The sequence below is a fragment of the Halobacillus campisalis genome (assembly GCF_030345335.1).
In the GTDB taxonomy this organism is placed as follows: domain Bacteria; phylum Bacillota; class Bacilli; order Bacillales; family Halobacillaceae; genus Halobacillus_A; species Halobacillus_A campisalis.
Genome location: NZ_JAPVRC010000001.1, coordinates 793,881 through 811,498, shown reverse-complemented (window position 1 = coordinate 811,498; position 17,618 = coordinate 793,881). Strand labels below are relative to the sequence as shown.

Sequence of the window (17,618 nt, the reverse complement as noted above, 5' to 3'; positions counted from 1 at the left end):
AGGTGATTGATATGTCTTATACTCACTTACAAGTACATAGCGGCTATAGTTTGATGAAAAGCACCATTCAAATCCCTTCTCTCGTCAAAAAAGCAAAGTCACTAGGCTTTACATCTCTTGCGTTGACAGATGAAGGAGTGATGAGTGGAGCTGTTTCATTTTATCAAGCGTGCAGGGAGGAAGGGATCAAGCCTATTATAGGTATGAGACTTTCAGTTACATATAAAAATGAAGAATTTCCTCTCACATTATTGGCAAAAAATAAACAAGGCTACCAGGCCCTCTTGCAATTGAGCAGCCAGCTTCAATTGCAGAGTGAGCCATTAGAGATGAACAATATAAAAGATGCGGCTCCTCATGTAGCTGCTGTTCTTACGGTTTCGGACACGTCGTGGGCGAGTTCGATTCTTCATCAGACATTTGAACGAATGGAAGAAGAATTGAAAGATTGGACGTCTGTTTTTCAAGATTTTTACTTAGGAGTAAAAGATTACGGGGTCCAATTTGAAAGGCAGCTTCATAAGCCTTTAAAAGAGTGGAGTGAAAGACACAGCATACCTGTGACAGTAATGAACGATGTCAGGTATTTGCTTCAAGAAGATGCGGCGGCCTATCGGGCACTGCGTGCGATAGATCAAAGTACCCAAAGTGATTGGAAAGATGACTCATTTGAACATCATCAATATTTGAAATCACCGGAAGAAATGAAGGTCTATTTTAATGATTTCTGGCCTGAAGTTTTAAAAGCCAACGAGCGGATTGTAGGCCTCTGTAATGTGTCTATTGATATTGATCAGCAGTTACTTCCTAATTTCCCTTTAAATGGTGGTCAAAATGCAGATGAGTTTTTAAAGAAAATATGTTTTGAGAAATTGAATGAAAAATACAGTGACCGATTTTACGAAGCCAAATCCAGACTTGAAGATGAATTAGCTGTCATTATGAATATGAAGTTCAGTGATTATTTCCTGATCGTCTGGGACTTTGTAGAATACGCGAGAAATAAGGGTATAAAGGCTGGTCCTGGACGAGGGTCTGCTGCAGGTTCCATTGTCAGTTATTTGCTCGGCATCACCCGGATCGATCCGTTAGCATATGGTCTTCTATTCGAAAGGTTTCTTAATCCTGAGAGGATAACGATGCCGGATATAGATATCGATTTTCCGGATGACCGTAGAGACGAAGTAATTGAATATGTTGCCGGTAAGTATGGTAAAGAGCATGTTGCGCAGATTTGTACGTTCGGTACTTTCGCTACAAGAAGTGTATTACGGGAATTATTTAAAGTATTTCAGGTAGAAGAAAGCGATAGGGAGTTTATTTTAAAAAATATCCCGAGTGGTGCATCTCAACCTTTAAAAGAAGTCGTCAAAAACTCCCACCCCCTCAAGGAATACATCCGCTCTTCAGCGCAGCTTCAAAAAGTATTTCAAGTAGCGGCTAAGCTTGAAGGCCTGCCAAGGCATGTCTCCACACATGCTGCAGGGGTAGTCATCAGTGAACAGCCATTATCCTATTATACAGCTTTGATGCAGGGCCAGGATCACGTTCATCTTACTCAGATGGCTATGGGCGATTTAGAGGCAATCGGATTGTTGAAAATGGATTTCTTAGGACTGAGAAATTTATCTCTGATTCGAAAAATCGAAGATAAAATCAGAAAATATAAAGATAAAAGCTTTACTAGTGAGGCCATTACGTTAAATGACCAAAAAACGTTTACCTTATTGCAAAAAGGCTGGAGTAACGGAGTCTTTCAACTGGAATCTCAGGGTATGAAAGGTGTTCTGAAAAGGTTGAAGCCTACCCATTTTGAAGATGTAGTCGCAGTTAATGCCTTATACAGACCCGGACCTATGGAGTATATCCCGTTGTATATTAAAAGAAAACATGGAGAAGAAGCCGTTCAATATCCTCATCCTGATGTGAAACCGATTTTAGAGAAGACGTTCGGTGTCCTTGTATATCAGGAACAGATTATGCAGGTGGCTCAGAAAATAGCTGGTTATTCTTTAGGAGAAGCTGATTTATTAAGAAGAGCAGTGAGCAAAAAACAAAAGAGCATTTTAGAACATCAGCAACAGCAATTCGTGCAACGGTCGATTAAGAACGGGTACGAAGAGCAGGTGGCAGATCAGCTTTTTGAATGGATCGTGAGGTTTTCAAATTACGGTTTTAATAGAAGTCACGCAGTAGCATACAGTGTAATTTCTTACCAGCTTGCTTATTTAAAAGCTCATTTTCCTGCCATTTTTATCGCGGAACTTATGAACTCCACGTTAGGGGATCGTGAAAAATTAGCTGTTTTTATTAGAGAAGCAAAGGAATTTGGCTTAAAGGTAAAGTCTCCTTCAGTCAATCAAAGTTTTTCTTATGCTATTGATGAGAGCGGAAGTATAAGAATCGGTTTCCTTTCTATTAAAGGTGTAGGTTACCAAGCCTCTCAAGCCATTATAGAAGAACGCATTAACGGACCATACAAACATTTGAACGATTTTTGTTTGCGAGTACCATCCAAAGAGATTTCAAGAGCAACGATTGAATCCTTGATCATGGCAGGTGCCTTTGATGAATTACAGCAAAACCGGGCCAGTTTGCTGGCCAGTATCGACCAGGCCTTAGAACAAGGAGAACTTTTCAAAGAATTCCAAGATCAGCCTGGATTGTTCAGCTCAGACTTAGAGTTAGAGGGAGAGGTGACGGTCATGGATCCGTTCCCAGCCTTAAAGCAGCTATCGATGGAAAAGGATGTTCTTGGAACATATCTCTCAAGTCATCCTTTAGAAGAACATCGAAAAGAATTGAATACACAAGGCTACATGACGCTTTCGGAAAGTTTGAAAAAAGGCTCGTTTCCTCGAGCGAAAACAGCGGCTGTGGTGAATGAAATGAAAGAAATCAGAACGAAGCGCGGCGACCCCATGTCATTTTTGACGCTGAGTGATGAAACGAATGAGGTCGATGCTGTTTTATTTCCAGAGGCTCACAGAGAAGCGAAAAAATGGCTTAACGAAAATCAACTGGCATTGATTGAAGGAAAAGTAGAAGATAGAAATGGTAAAAAACAATGGGTTATCAATAAGATTTATCCGTTCAATGAAGAAGACTTTCCGACTCAAGACGAAAAAAGGTTGTTTATAAAAACTTCAATAGCGGAAAAGCAAGAAGTTATTGCAAGGCTCAGGAAGTTAGCTGCGTATTTCCCGGGTAATACACCGGTCATCATTTTCACTTCTGAAGATCGTAAGACTGTCCAGTTAGATGAATTATTTGCTTTATCGGCTTCTGAAAGCTGTCTAGATAAACTTTATGAATTTTTCGGTGAGGCATCTGTAGTACTAAGGGATGCGCGACAAAATCACTAGTTTTCGAAATTCTAAGACCAGTTTTTTGATAATCTTTACACAGCTTTTTCATCTGTTATAATTAAGAAGTTAATGGTGGTCAGACCACCGATATCGGCCTATTTCAACCGTTTTAAAGGAGCGTGGACCTGTGTCAAATTTGCGAGATGAAGCACTGCATATACATCGTGCCAATAAAGGAAAACTAGAAACAGTTTCAAAAGTACCTGTAAGAAATGCCAAAGATCTAAGTCTGGCTTATTCTCCAGGAGTAGCTGAACCTTGTAAGGAAATATACGATCACAAAGATACAGTCTATGATTACACAATGAAAGGGAATATGGTGGCAGTAGTCAGCGATGGCTCAGCCGTACTGGGTCTTGGAAACATAGGTCCTGAAGCTGCTTTACCTGTCATGGAGGGCAAGGCCGCGCTATTTAAAAGTTTTGCGGGAGTGGATGCTTTTCCTATCTGTTTGAATACGAGGGATATCGATCAAATTGTACAAACTGTAAAGTTGATGGAGCCTACTTTCGGAGGCGTAAATCTAGAAGACATTGCTGCCCCTAACTGTTTTATCATAGAAGATCGTTTGAAAAAAGAAACGAACATCCCTATTTTTCACGACGATCAGCATGGCACAGCGATTGTAACAGTTGCAGGCTTGATGAATGCTCTTAAAGTGACTGGGAAATCTTTCTCTGAAATCAAAGTAGTAGCCAATGGGGCCGGAGCCGCTGGAATAGCTATTATAAAGCTTCTTTACCACTTCGGGGTCAGGGACATTATTATGTGTGATTCAAAAGGCGCAATTTATGAAGGACGTCCTTCAGGAATGAACGATGTCAAAGACGAAATTGCTAAAATCACTAATAAACATAAACAAGAAGGGAACCTGCAGGAAGTGATGGAAGGAACCGACGTATTCATAGGTGTTTCTGTAGGGGGGCTGTTGTCAAAAGAGATGGTGTCAAGTATGAATAAGGATTCCATCATATTCGCAATGGCAAATCCTGAACCAGAGATCATGCCTGAGGATGCTAAAGAAGCCGGCGCACGGGTCGTTGGGACTGGCCGCTCGGATTTTCCTAACCAGGTGAACAATGTTCTCGCGTTTCCGGGAATTTTCCGCGGGGCACTTGACGTTAGAGCTACGCGCATCAATGAGAAGATGAAAATCGCAGCTGCAGAAGCGATTGCTGAGCTCGTAAGTGAAGAGGAATTAAATGAAGATTATGTGATTCCAGCACCTTTTGATACGAGAGTGGCTCCAGCTGTGGCTGCTGCTGTAGCTAAAGCTGCTATGGAATCAGGAGTGGCAAGACACCACGTTGATCCTGAAGAAGTTGCTGAAAGAACTAGAAATCTTACTTTAATAGATGAACAATGAAGAAGCTTAGAGAAAAGCCTTGATAAGGCTTTTCTCTTTAGTGTTTAGTCAGTTCAAAGGGGGGACTCTATGACCCATACTTTCAATGAAAAGGTATATGAAAGTGTGTTAGAGCAAATAAAAGCTTATATTGAAGATAAAAGGTTGAAACCAGGTGATAAGCTTCCTTCAGAGAGAATGCTCAGCGAACTGCTTCAAGTAGGGAGATCTTCGATTCGCGAAGCACTGCGTGCTCTCGAACTGCTAGGTTTAATAGAGACGAGGCGTGGTGAAGGGACGTATATGAGAGCCTACCGCCCTTACCATATGGTTGGATTACTTTCCAAATTCTTACTAAACGATACGAGAACAAGAAGTGAATTACTGACGGCTAAACAAATGCTTGAGAAAGAAATTCTTAATATATCTGTTAGCCATTTAAAAAGTGAACAAATGTATCATGCTATCTCTTTATTGCCAATTGGTGTAATTGATGAACAGAAGAGCGAGAAGCATCAGCAGTTATTTAATTATTTATTTGAAAAGAGCGATCATCCCTTACTTCTATCGATGTGGCAATTTATAATCGGGTTCACTTATACCATCCACGAAATCACATATGATAATGCCTGGTATCGACAACTGGAATCAGCACTGCTAGATCAATCCCGAGAAAAAATTAACGAATTATTTATATATAAATGAACAAAATGAAAATCGACAACCTTTGATAACATACGCGCGAAGTATTTTGTATGATGACATAGAATTAGACAAGAGCCTTGTCCTAAAGGAGGAATCACCTTGCTAAGAGATTTTTTCAGCAAGAAAAAGCGCTACGCTTCTATACCCAGCCAAGAAGCTAAGCAGGATGTACCAGAAGGGTTGATGCAAAAATGCCCTAGCTGCCAGAAGATTTTTTATAGAAAAGAATTAATAAGAAACATGAACGTTTGTCCACATTGCGATCACCATCATAAAATGAGTGCGTTCGAACGTATAGAACAATTATTTGATGAAAACTCCTTTGAGGAATGGGACAAGGATATGATTTCATCGAATCCGCTTCAGTTTCCAGATTACGAAGAAAAAATGGAAAATGACCGTTTAAAATCAGGTCTCAATGAAGCTGTAGTGACTGGAAAAGCTTCTCTAGAAGGAATGGAAGCGGCTGTAGCTATTATGGATGCTCGGTTCCGGATGGGCAGCATGGGTTCAGTAGTCGGTGAAAAAATCACCAATGCGGTTGAAAACGCCAGAAAAGCTAATATCCCATTCATTATTTTCACTGCTTCTGGAGGAGCGAGGATGCAGGAGGGAGTTCTCAGTTTAATGCAGATGGGGAAGACGTCTGTAGCTTTACAACGTCTGAATAGAAGCGGGGGATTATTCATATCCGTCATGACCCATCCAACTACTGGAGGTGTATCTGCCAGCTTCGCATCTGTAGGCGACTATAACTTTGCAGAGCCGGGGGCGTTAATAGGTTTTGCAGGACGCAGAATCATTGAACAGACGATACGTGAAAAACTTCCTGATGATTTCCAAACTGCAGAGTTTCTACTTCAGCACGGTCAGCTGGACAAAGTCGTTCACCGGCACGAAATGAAAGAAACCCTTTCGACTGTTCTCAGTATTCACAAGGAAGGAGGAGAGCAGGGATGAAACATGTGTTAGACTTTGAAAAGCCAGTGATCGAACTTCGAGAGAAAATCACTGAACTAAAGAGGCTCACTGAAGAAAGTGAAATGGATCTCAGTGAAGAGATCGTTACATTAGAACAGAGACTCGAGAAGCTTGAAACGGATGTCTATGATCAAATGGAGCCGTGGGACCGGGTTCAGATGGCTCGCCACCCGGAACGTCCTACGACCTTAGATTATATTGATTACTTATTCACGAATTTCCTGGAGCTTCATGGAGATCGCTTATATGGTGACGATGAAGCCATCGTATCTGGAATTGCCAAGTTTCATGGGAAGCCTGTTACAGTAATCGGGCACCAAAGAGGAAAAGATACAAAAGAAAACATTAGGCGTAATTTTGGCATGCCCCACCCCGAAGGGTATAGAAAAGCTTTACGGCTTATGAAACAAGCAGACAAGTTTAAACGTCCTGTTATCACTTTCATTGACACTAAAGGAGCTTATCCTGGGAGAGCTGCTGAAGAAAGAGGTCAAAGTGAAGCGATTGCCAGAAATTTAGTGGAAATGGCTGGTTTGACTGTTCCGGTCATCTGTGTCGTAATTGGGGAAGGCGGCAGCGGAGGAGCCCTTGGATTAGGGATTGGTGATCGAATATTTATGCTTGAAAACTCTACTTACTCCGTAATATCTCCTGAAGGGGCAGCTGCTCTCCTGTGGAAGGATTCTAACTTAGCACAGCGTGCGGCAGAAACTATGAAAATTACTGCTAAGGATCTGAAGGAGCTTCAAGTCATAGACGAAGTCATACCTGAAATTAGAGGAGGCGCTCACCGAGACGTGAAGCAGCAGGCGTTGAATATAGAAAAAGTAATTACGGCTGCTCTTGATGAGCTGAACCAGAAGAATGAAGACGATCTGTTAGAAGAGCGCTTTGAAAAATATAAAATCATTGGCGATTATACGTCTCTTGATATATAATAATACACGGAAAAATGAATCGTCCGTGATGAAGAAAGTCGCACACTTAAAAAGTGCGACTTTAGTCATTTTATTAGGGTGATGACGCTTTCATGAGGCGATGGTATTGTTTCAATCTCCCCTTAAATGGGCACATTGGGGAGTAAGTATAACTTTTGGGGTGATAACAATGAAAAAAATAGGAGTACTTACGAGTGGTGGAGACGCGCCCGGTATGAATGCTGCTATTCGTGCCGTTGTTAGAAAAGCAATCTATCACGGTATGGAAGTTTACGGAGTGAAACATGGGTACCAAGGTTTGATCGATGGGAGTATCGAAAAAATGGAACTAGGTTCTGTAGGAGATATTATCCAGCGAGGCGGTACGGTGCTGTATTCTGCACGTTGTGAGGAATTTAAGACGGAAGAAGGTCAGCAAAAAGGTATCGATCAATTGAGAAAGCATGGTATTGAAGGTTTGATAGTTATTGGAGGAGATGGCAGTTTCAGAGGGGCGAAGAAGCTGACTGAAAAAGGCTATCCTTGTATCGGAGTGCCGGGTACCATTGATAATGATATTCCCGGAACAGACTATACTATCGGTTTTGATACTGCCTTAAATACAATTACAGATGCGATCGATAAAATTCGTGATACGGCAACTTCTCATGAGCGCACGTATGTCATTGAAGTAATGGGGCGCGATGCGGGTGATTTAGCCTTATGGTCAGGGTTGGCTGATGGAGCAGAAAGCATCATTGTTCCAGAGATGGCAGAAGAATTCGATGAAGTCATCGAACGGCTTAAACGAGGCCATGATCGGGGCAAGAAACACAGCATAATTATTGTTGCTGAAGGTGTAACGAGTGCTGTAGACTTTAGTAAGAGAGTAAAAGAAGCTACTGATCTTGAAACTAGAGTCACTGTACTTGGACATACGCAGAGAGGCGGTTCACCATCCGCAAGTGATCGTGTACTGGCTAGTCGTTTAGGAGCTTATGCAGTGGATTTGATTCTGGAAGGTAAAGCAGGATGCATGGTAGGCATCGAAAAAAATAAACTAGTTGACCATGACATCATAGAAGTTCTGAATCGAAAACATTCTATTGATTTAGACATGTACCGTTTATCTAAAGAACTTTCCATTTAACAATAATTAGTTTTTGCAATATAGGAGGAAAAAGAATGATTAGAAAAACAAAAATAGTAAGTACGATTGGACCAGCTTCTGAGTCTGTAGAAATGTTAACAAGTTTGATTGAGTCAGGCTTGAATGTGGCTCGCCTTAATTTCTCTCACGGAGATTTTGAAGAGCATGGGGCACGAATCAAAAATATCCGTGAAGCTGCTTCATCTACGGGCCAGACAGTAGCTATCCTATTGGACACTAAAGGACCTGAAATCCGTACAGGCAGTCTTAAAGGTGGAGAAGCATATCTTGAAAAAGGAAGCACAGTCAATATTTCAATGGAAGAAATTGAAGGGGATGCTGAACGCTTTTCAGTTACATTCCCTGGACTGATTGATGATGTGCACCCTGGCTCAAAAATTCTTCTCGATGATGGGCTTGTTGAACTTCAAGTAGAGGAAATTTTGAAAGAACAAAATGAGATAAAAGCTACAGTTCTAAACAACGGACTTCTTAAAAATAAAAAGGGTGTAAACGTACCGAATGTAAGTGTGAATCTTCCTGGTATTACTGAAAAAGATGCGAAGGATATTGAGTTCGGTATTGAACAAGACGTAGACTTTATTGCTGCATCATTTGTACGCCGTGCTTCTGACGTTCTTGAAATCAAAGAATTGTTAGAAAAGCATAAAGCCGGCCACATTCAAATCATTCCGAAGATCGAAAACCAAGAAGGTGTCGATAATATTGATGAAATTCTTGAAGTCAGTGATGGTTTGATGGTCGCACGAGGAGACCTTGGAGTGGAAATTCCTCCAGAGGACGTACCATTGGTACAAAAAGCTCTCATTCGTAAGTGCAATAAAGCTGGTAAGCCAGTAATCACAGCTACTCAGATGCTGGATTCCATGCAGCGTAACCCGCGCCCTACTCGTGCAGAAGCTTCTGACGTAGCTAATGCTATTTTTGATGGTACGGACGCAATTATGCTTTCAGGAGAAACGGCTGCTGGAGATTACCCTAAAGAAGCTGTTCAAACGATGAGTAATATCGCTTCTAAAACAGAAACCGGGTTAAATTATCAAGCCATTCTTAGTGAACGTTCTAAGCATAGCGATATGACGATTACAGATGCAATCAGCCAGTCAGTCACACACACGGCAATCAATTTAAAGGTTAATGCTGTAGTGACACCTACAGAAAGTGGCCATACTGCTCGCATGATTTCTAAATATCGCCCTCAGGCACCTATTGTTGCGATTACATCAAGTGAGCGCGTAAATCGTATGCTATCGCTTGTATGGGGTGTTTATGCTGTAATGGGACCTGAATCTGAATCCACAGATGACATGTTGGACGTAGCAGTAGATCGCGGCTTGGCTTCTGGCATAGTTTCCCGAGGAGATCGTGTAATCATCACTGGTGGCGTACCTGTCGGAGAGAGCGGTACGACGAACCTTATGAAGGTACACATTATCGGAGACGTGCTGTTAAAAGGACAAGGCGTCGGGAGAAAAAGTGCTTACGGCAAAGCAGTCGTTGCTAAAGATGCAGGGGATGCAATCGATCGTCTGAAAGAAGGAAATATTCTAGTAACGTACGGTACAGAGCGTGATATGATGCCGGCAATCGAAAAAGCGTCTGGAATCATCACCCAGGAAGGTGGTCTGACATCGCACGCAGCGGTAGTCGGCCTTAGCCTTGGTATTCCTGTAATCGTTGGTGTGGAAGATGCTTTCAAGAAAATCGATGATGGCATGGATATAACAATGGACAGTACACGCGGAGATATTTATGATGGACACGCAAGCGTCCTGTAAATTGTATTGAAAAGGACAGAATATTGAACTTCTGACCTCAGGCTGACGAGAGATACGAATTTTCTCGTCAGCCTGTTTTTTGTCTTTAGTCGATAAAATTTTAAGTTTTTATTCTTAAGATTGCAGATTGAAGATCAGGGAGAGCACTGGCTTGGCAAGGGCGTACGGTGAACTTTAAGTAGAAAAGCCAACTGCCCTGTTTTTTAAGTTAAATTCTCCGCCCGCGCCCAATAACTTTCAGCAATCTCTACCACTGCTTTTTAAAAAGATGTTAATGATCAGAAGTGTTTTACTGTCCCTTTTCTTAGCTTCTTGGCTGTTTTTTCTTTATAATGGAGAAAGGATTGAAGTAGAAAGGAAGATTATATGTTTCGCTGGTTGTTACTTTTGATATTAATTGTACCAGCTTTAGAAATTGGAATTCTGATCTGGGCTGGGAATTTAGTCGGTCCGTGGTGGGTGATTATACTCATTCTATTAACCGGGGTGATAGGCGCTTGGCTGGCAAAGCAACAGGGTTTGGAAACGATAAGGAAAGTCCAGGATTCGATGGCGCAGCAGCAGGCACCAGGAGATGCATTAATTGATGGTGCTTGTATCTTAGTAGGGGGAGCGGTTCTGTTAACCCCTGGTTTCATTACAGACGCTATAGGATTTCTGCTGTTGATTCCCGCAACAAGAGCTCCATTAAAGCGAGTGATCCGAAGAGTAATCGCCAAAATGATCGATCAGAATACAATAACTATCTATCGCAAATAAAAGTCTTGCAGGATGTCTGTCAGATTGTAACACTTTGTTCTTACTGTTTTTTTAAATGGTGAAAATTCTCCGCTTTCTAGAAGGTGGAGGATTTTTATTTTATTGGAGTAGAGCTCTAAGTTAGAGGCTATGGTAAAGTTTCGTGTTGATATTCAAATAAGCTCCCTTTAGTGGAAGACTCAGATTCGAGATATTCGCGCTGTTTCCGTTATGAGTGACAGCGTTTAGAGCTCCGGGAAATCACTCGCTTTCCGTGGGAGCGCAGTGAGCCTCCTCGAGCTAACGCTCTCCGGGGTCTCACCAAGCACTCTTTTCCCACAGGAGTCTCGCAATTTCCCGGAGCTCTTTGCGATGATTAGGTGGTACGGAAACACTGATTTCAGGATGTCAGATGCTGCGCTACAGTTATGATAAAAACTTGATATTGTGCGGTTTATCCCTATAAACAAACGGTCACCAAAAAACGAACATGGATAAAGAAGACGCACTTTCTTGCAAAAAGGGTTCATTTCTAGCTTACTTTCACGGAAATGAAAACCCTATTGGATAGTTAGTTTTTCTAAAACAACCGGTTTAATTATTCTGCAAACGTTCGTACAAGAGAGTTTCTGCTTCTCATTTCATAGTTCCGGCCCGTAATATGAGTTAGGGGTTTTAGGAATGTGCGAGGCTCCTACCTTTGAAAGCGGAAGCGCTTCGTTCAGCGGCGTATGGACTGGACTGAGATGGTGGAGATAAAGGAAACACGAAGAACGAAGAGATTCGATGTTGACTTATCGTACAGAAGTGAAGGAAGTCTCAGTAGCCGCTAAGCGCTGGAGCTGGATAGTCCCCCATAAGGTTTATGATTGGAACCACGCCCTAGACTAATATAAGTGTAAGAAGTGGGAGAAGGATGTAGGCGAGATCCCACAGGGCTACAAAGCCCGAGGAAGCTCGCCACTTCCCCCACAGGAAAGCGAGTAGCTTCCCAACCACACCAGACTCTCATTGCGGCCACGAACCCTGGTTATCTCGAAACTGAGTCTTAAAGTATCCTGCCATATTGTTGAATAACTCCCTTATCAAAACCAACCTCCACTTTAACATAGCCAAGTTGTAAAGGTTTTTATTTCCCTAAAATAAAAATCCATAGTTGACGAGAAAATCCAGAAGTATGAATAGCCTTGATTAAAGCAATGATAAGCGGGGTAAATAGTATAGTGAGACCGCCCCAAAATTGAAAACCTAGAAAAAGTCCAATTAAGAGCAGTAGAGGCGGGACTCCAAAATGGGAAGCTAAAATTTTCGGTTCGAAGATTTGTCTGGTGATTATAATGATCATGTATAGAGATGTGAGTTGTATGGTCAATGTGAAATCATTCGTAAAGAAAGTATATAAAATCCAGGGCACGAAAATAACTCCTGTCCCTATGTAAGGAACCAGGTCTACAGCCCCTGCAATGAGGGATAACGCTAAAGGGTGGGGAACCCTGAAGATCAATAATCCAAAGAACATGATAACAACTGTAATGGACATAAGCGTAAATTGTGCTTTACATAATTGTTTTATTGTCTCTTTGAAATTCGAACTGATGCTCATAATCGGGGAGCGAACATCACTTGAGAAGTTGGTATGAAAATAGAGAGAGATGGTTTCCCAGTCTTTACTTATGAAAAAAGTAGCGACGAATATGAAACCTAAAGCCATCAGGAAGATCGGTAAGCTGGCTACGCCTCCACTGAAAAATTGCAATATGGAATATAGTATGGCGGTTCCAGCTTCTATGGCATGATCTTTTAAGTCATTGAGATATTCATAAAGCATGTCCCCCCAAGCGGGGTTAATAGATCCTATCCAAACATCCAGCTGATGTATAACTTTTTCTAACCAACTTGTTATTTGATTATGAAATACGTTGATAGCCTCACTATATTCTTGAAACTCGCTCTTAGAAAGACTTTGGAGCAAGTAGACGATTTTAGTGATAAATAACGTAGTCAGACTTATAAAGAAGGTAGTTACAAGCCCCACCATCAAAAGTATAGCTATAGGTTTAGGAATTCTCAACTTATTATGAAGCAGTTTTATATACGGTTGAAGGAACCAGGCTAATCCCCAGGCTAAAATGAACGGAAATAATAGCTTCCATGCAAAGTACAATGCCGTGATTAGTAAAGCTGCACTCAATAAGACCAGCAGCAAACGGTAAAGTTGATACTGGTTGAATCTGTTCATCGGTAACACTCCCCTGATAAATTTTTAGATGAAATTGCTATTAATTGTTGGAAATTAACCGGTTTCAATTCACATTCAACTCAGAATACTTTATAATTGTCGGTGGGGAAGAAATCCAATTAACCAAGATACACGGATAGTAAAGCGTTTTCTCGGATTTCAGGAGGGAATGTAGCATTATTTCAAAAGGAGAGATCTTATGGCATCAACTAAAGGTTTAGAAGGAATTACAGCTACAGAGTCGACGATCAGTTCAATTATTGATGATAAGTTGACTTATGTAGGTTATGACATCGATGATCTAGCCAACCACTCCAGCTTTGAAGAAGTGGTTTACTTATTATGGAACCAAAAGCTTCCGACTGAAAATGAATTGAACAGCTTTAAATCAGAGCTGATCTCAAATATGGACATTCCAGGTGAAGTCATTGATCACCTTAAATCCTATGATTTATCGACAGTCCATCCGATGGCAGCTGTAAGAACGGCTGTGTCGATGCTGGGCTTGTTTGATTCTGAAGCAGATGAAATGGAAGAAGAAGCGAATAAGCGTAAAGCAGTGCGCCTTCAAGCGAAAATCGCTACGATCGTTACTGCCTTCTCTCGCATTCGTAAAGGTCAAGAACCTGTTTCTCCAAAAAAAGATTTAAGCTTTGCAGCTAATTTCTTATATATGCTTAATGACAAAGAGCCTGAAAATGTAGAAATCGAAGCCATGAATAAAGCCTTGGTTCTGCATGCTGACCATGAGCTTAATGCTTCAACTTTTACAGCACGTGTATGCGTAGCTACCCTGTCTGATGTTTATTCAGGAGTTACCGCGGCTATTGGCGCACTTAAAGGACCGCTACATGGTGGAGCTAATGAACGTGTTATGCAGATGCTGACAGAAATCGATTCAGTAGATAATGCAGTTCCTGCCATTGAGAAAAAGCTTGAGAACAAAGAAAAAATCATGGGTATGGGCCACCGTGTTTATAAGAATGGTGATCCACGAGCAAAACATCTTAAAGAGATGTCACGTGAACTAACAGAACTTACTGGTCATTCTAAGTATTATGAGATGTCTATAAAAATCGAAGAATATATTAAAGAAAATAAAGGTCTACCTGCAAATGTGGATTTCTATTCCGCTTCTGTCTATCATAGTCTTGGAATTGATCATGACTTGTTCACGCCTATTTTCGCCGTAAGCCGAGTATCTGGATGGTTAGCTCATATTTTAGAGCAGTATGCAGACAATCGTTTAATCCGACCGCGTGCAGAATACGTCGGTCCTAAAGGGCAAAAGTACACACCTATCGAAGAGCGCTAATAATAAGACGGCAGGCATCAGTCTGCTCTCGCTTTTTATTGTAATTAATTTAACGTATGATGGAAGAGTAGGTTTTATCCCTACCCAATCTAGCAACATCTAGCAACCATTTTAGGAGGGTTTATTTTGGCACAATCTCAGAAAATATCAGTAGAACAGAACGGTAATTTAATTGTCCCCGATCGTCCGATCATTCCTTATATTGAAGGTGATGGAATAGGGCCGGACATTTGGGCTGCAGCTAGCCGAGTAATCGAAGCGGCAGTTGATAAAGCATACAATGGCCAAAAATCTATTGAATGGAAAGAAGTTCTTGCAGGTCAAAAAGCTTATGATTCTAAAGGCGAATGGCTGCCTGCTGAAACTCTAGACACTATTCGTGAATACAAAATCGCTATTAAAGGACCTTTGACTACTCCTATCGGTGGAGGAATCCGTTCACTGAACGTTGCACTTCGTCAGGAACTTGATCTCTTCACTTGTTTACGTCCAGTCCGTTACTTTGAAGGAGTACCTTCTCCCGTTAAGCGTCCAGAGGATACTAACATGGCTATTTTCCGTGAAAATACGGAGGATATATATGCAGGTATCGAGTGGCAGGAAGGTACACCTGAGGTGAAGAAAGTAATCGACTTCTTGCAAAATGAAATGGGTGTACATAACATTCGTTTCCCTGAAACTTCTGGAATCGGTGTCAAACCAGTATCAGCAGAAGGAACTAAGCGTTTAGTACGCGCAGCGATTGATTATGCAATAGCTGAAGGGCGCAGAAATGTAACGCTCGTTCATAAAGGAAACATCATGAAATTCACTGAAGGGTCATTTAAAAATTGGGGATATGAGGTTGCCGAAGAAGAATATGGCGATAAAGTATTCACATGGGCAGAATACGACCGCATTGTTGAAAAAGAAGGTAAAGATGCTGCAAATGCTGCTCAAGATAAAGCTGAATCAGAAGGTAAACTGATCGTTAAGGATGCCATTGCAGACATTTTCTTGCAGCAAATTCTTACACGTCCAAAAGAGTTTGATGTAGTAGCAACAATGAACTTGAATGGAGACTACATTTCTGACGCACTTGCTGCGCAAGTCGGAGGGATCGGAATTGCTCCTGGTGCCAACATCAACTCTGAATCAGGGCATGCTATCTTTGAAGCAACACACGGCACAGCACCTAAGTATGCTGGTCAAGATAAAGTGAACCCTTCTTCAGTCATCCTTTCCGGTGTGCTTATGCTTGAACATCTTGGATGGAGAGAAGCAGCAGATCTGATTTCTCAATCTATGGATAAAACGATCGGCAGCAAAGTAGTGACATATGACTTCGCACGTATGATGGACGGTGCTACTGAGGTCAAATGTTCTGAATTCGGTGATGCTCTAATCAAAAACATGGACTAAGAAAGGGGATCCCAATGGCCATTCGCAGAAGTAAAATTTCAGTAATTGGGAGCGGCTTTACCGGGGCTACAACAGCCCTTATGGTCGCCCAGAAAGAATTAGGCGACGTAGTTTTAGTCGATATTCCAGATATGGAAGATCCGACAAAAGGTAAAGCACTTGATATGTTGGAAGCTAGTCCAGTACAAGGGTTTGATGCTAAAGTAACTGGAACAGCTAATTATGAAGATACTAAAGGATCCGATCTTGTGATTATTACTGCAGGTATTGCACGTAAACCTGGCATGAGTAGAGATGACTTAGTAAACACCAACTCCAAAATCATGAAAAGTGTAACAAAAGAGATTGTTAAGTATTCTCCAGACTGTTACATCATTGTGCTGACAAATCCTGTGGATGCCATGACCTATTCAGTGTTCCAGGAAGCCGGTTTGCCTAAGAACCGAGTGATCGGCCAGTCAGGCGTGCTTGATACTGCTCGTTTCCGTACATTTGTAGCTGAAGAACTTAACGTATCGATAAAAGATGTTACTGGTTTCGTTCTAGGCGGACACGGGGACGATATGGTACCACTCGTGCGTTATTCATTTGCCGGCGGTATTCCTCTTGAAAAATTGATTTCAAAAGAACGTCTGGATGAAATTGTCCAGCGTACTAGAACCGGTGGTGGAGAAATAGTAGGTCTGTTAGGAAATGGAAGTGCCTACTATGCTCCAGCAGCTTCTCTTACACAAATGGCAGAAGCTATTCTTAAAGACCAGCGGCGTATTCTTCCTTCTATAGCTTATCTTGAAGGAGAATACGGGTACGAGGGAATTTATTTAGGTGTACCGACAATTCTCGGAGGAAATGGAATTGAGGAGATCATCGAGCTGGATTTAACAGAAGAAGAAAAGAAACAACTTGATCAATCAGCTGACTCTGTTAAAAAGGTTTTGAATGTATTAAACTAGAAATAGAAGGATTCGGGGCTATCCTCGAATCCTTTTTTGTAACAATGATGAAAACGCTTTCTTTGGAGGTTGATAGAATGCTGGGTAAAAAGAGAAAGTTAGGCAGAAAGATTCAGGATTTAAAAGTTGGAGATACATTTACTTCTACCTCAACGATTGAGGACCGGGATTTACTTATGTACCTCGGTCTAACGGATGACGCGAATCCGTTGTACATTCAACATGATTACGCATCGGAGACACCTTATAAAAGGCCGATCGTTCCTAGTGTTCTGCTGTTTGGGAAGGTTTCCTCTATGATTTCAATGCACCTTCCTGGCCCGGGTAGTCATATTTTTAAACAGGATTTGGATTATCCCAAGCCTGTTCACCATTATACGGAAATGAAGATGACTATTGAAATCAGTATGATCCACAAAAAGGAGAACTATATTGTTGTAAATGTAGTAGGTTATGATGAAGAAGGGGATGAAATCCTAACAGGTAGGTTATCGGTACGTCCTCCTTACGAACCAAAGTCATTAAATGCCAGTTCATTAGAAAATTTTTATTAGAAACCTGCCAGGTTTATATTTTGAAATTCGTACGATTATTGAGTAGTAAAGTTATACCATTACAACATTTGAAGGCAGAAATCATTTGCGATTTCTGCCTTTTTTATTGAAGAATTTTATTCGACAAAAAGGGAGCACAACATATATAGCATC

General features: G+C 41.4%; 13 protein-coding genes. 12 read left to right on the top strand and 1 reads right to left on the bottom strand.

The window, feature by feature from the left end:
• The first annotated feature begins 11 nt into the window (after positions 1 to 11).
• The 8 genes from dnaE to O2Q26_RS04005 all read left to right on the top strand — a co-directional run bounded on the left by dnaE (position 12) and on the right by O2Q26_RS04005 (position 11,024).
• Positions 12 to 3,365 carry a DNA polymerase III subunit alpha gene (gene dnaE, locus O2Q26_RS04040; RefSeq protein WP_289214657.1) on the top strand — a complete coding sequence of 1,118 codons (3,354 nt, stop codon included), beginning with the start codon at positions 12 to 14 and terminating at the stop codon, positions 3,363 to 3,365.
• A 130-nt stretch (positions 3,366 to 3,495) separates the two neighbouring features.
• Positions 3,496 to 4,734 (top strand): NADP-dependent malic enzyme, encoded by a 1,239-nt coding sequence (ystJ, locus tag O2Q26_RS04035; RefSeq protein ID WP_289214656.1) that lies wholly within the window; start codon positions 3,496 to 3,498, stop codon positions 4,732 to 4,734.
• Between the two features lie 69 nt (positions 4,735 to 4,803).
• Positions 4,804 to 5,418, top strand: a complete 615-nt coding sequence (locus O2Q26_RS04030) for a FadR/GntR family transcriptional regulator (protein WP_289214655.1) — start codon at positions 4,804 to 4,806, stop codon at positions 5,416 to 5,418.
• A gap of 99 nt (positions 5,419 to 5,517) precedes the next feature.
• Positions 5,518 to 6,378, top strand: coding sequence for an acetyl-CoA carboxylase, carboxyltransferase subunit beta (gene accD, locus O2Q26_RS04025; protein WP_289214654.1), 861 nt, complete (start codon positions 5,518 to 5,520; stop codon positions 6,376 to 6,378).
• On the top strand, positions 6,375 to 7,337 hold the full coding sequence (accA, locus tag O2Q26_RS04020; protein ID WP_289214653.1) for an acetyl-CoA carboxylase carboxyl transferase subunit alpha: 963 nt from the start codon (positions 6,375 to 6,377) through the stop codon (positions 7,335 to 7,337). Before accD ends, accA begins: the two co-directional genes overlap by 4 nt.
• Before the next feature lie 169 nt (positions 7,338 to 7,506).
• Positions 7,507 to 8,466 (top strand): 6-phosphofructokinase, encoded by a 960-nt coding sequence (pfkA, locus tag O2Q26_RS04015; protein WP_253934529.1) that lies wholly within the window; start codon positions 7,507 to 7,509, stop codon positions 8,464 to 8,466.
• A gap of 38 nt (positions 8,467 to 8,504) precedes the next feature.
• On the top strand, positions 8,505 to 10,265 hold the full coding sequence (gene pyk / locus O2Q26_RS04010; protein WP_289214743.1) for a pyruvate kinase: 1,761 nt from the start codon (positions 8,505 to 8,507) through the stop codon (positions 10,263 to 10,265).
• 366 nt (positions 10,266 to 10,631) lie between these two features.
• Entirely contained in the window at positions 10,632 to 11,024 is a 393-nt protein-coding gene (locus O2Q26_RS04005; RefSeq protein ID WP_289214652.1) for an FxsA family protein, read from the top strand.
• Positions 11,025 to 12,132: 1,108 nt separating this feature from the next.
• On the opposite strand, the gene ytvI is transcribed toward O2Q26_RS04005, so the two are convergent.
• Positions 12,133 to 13,242 (bottom strand): sporulation integral membrane protein YtvI, encoded by a 1,110-nt coding sequence (gene ytvI / locus O2Q26_RS04000; RefSeq protein WP_289214651.1) that lies wholly within the window; start codon positions 13,240 to 13,242, stop codon positions 12,133 to 12,135.
• Positions 13,243 to 13,441: 199 nt separating this feature from the next.
• Between ytvI and citZ the strand changes: the two genes are divergently transcribed.
• From citZ to O2Q26_RS03980, 4 genes are all read left to right on the top strand, one after another.
• Positions 13,442 to 14,557: a citrate synthase gene (gene citZ / locus O2Q26_RS03995; protein WP_289214650.1), complete on the top strand. Its 1,116-nt coding sequence runs from the start codon at positions 13,442 to 13,444 to the stop codon at positions 14,555 to 14,557.
• 126 nt (positions 14,558 to 14,683) lie between these two features.
• The gene (gene icd, locus O2Q26_RS03990; RefSeq protein WP_253934525.1) at positions 14,684 to 15,958 is read left to right on the top strand and encodes an NADP-dependent isocitrate dehydrogenase; all 1,275 of its coding nucleotides are present in this window, start codon (positions 14,684 to 14,686) and stop codon (positions 15,956 to 15,958) included.
• A 14-nt stretch (positions 15,959 to 15,972) separates the two neighbouring features.
• On the top strand, positions 15,973 to 16,911 hold the full coding sequence (gene mdh / locus O2Q26_RS03985; protein ID WP_289214649.1) for a malate dehydrogenase: 939 nt from the start codon (positions 15,973 to 15,975) through the stop codon (positions 16,909 to 16,911).
• A 77-nt stretch (positions 16,912 to 16,988) separates the two neighbouring features.
• Complete coding sequence (locus tag O2Q26_RS03980; RefSeq protein ID WP_289214648.1) at positions 16,989 to 17,465, top strand: MaoC family dehydratase; 477 nt, start codon at positions 16,989 to 16,991, stop codon at positions 17,463 to 17,465.
• Positions 17,466 to 17,618: the final 153 nt, after the last annotated feature.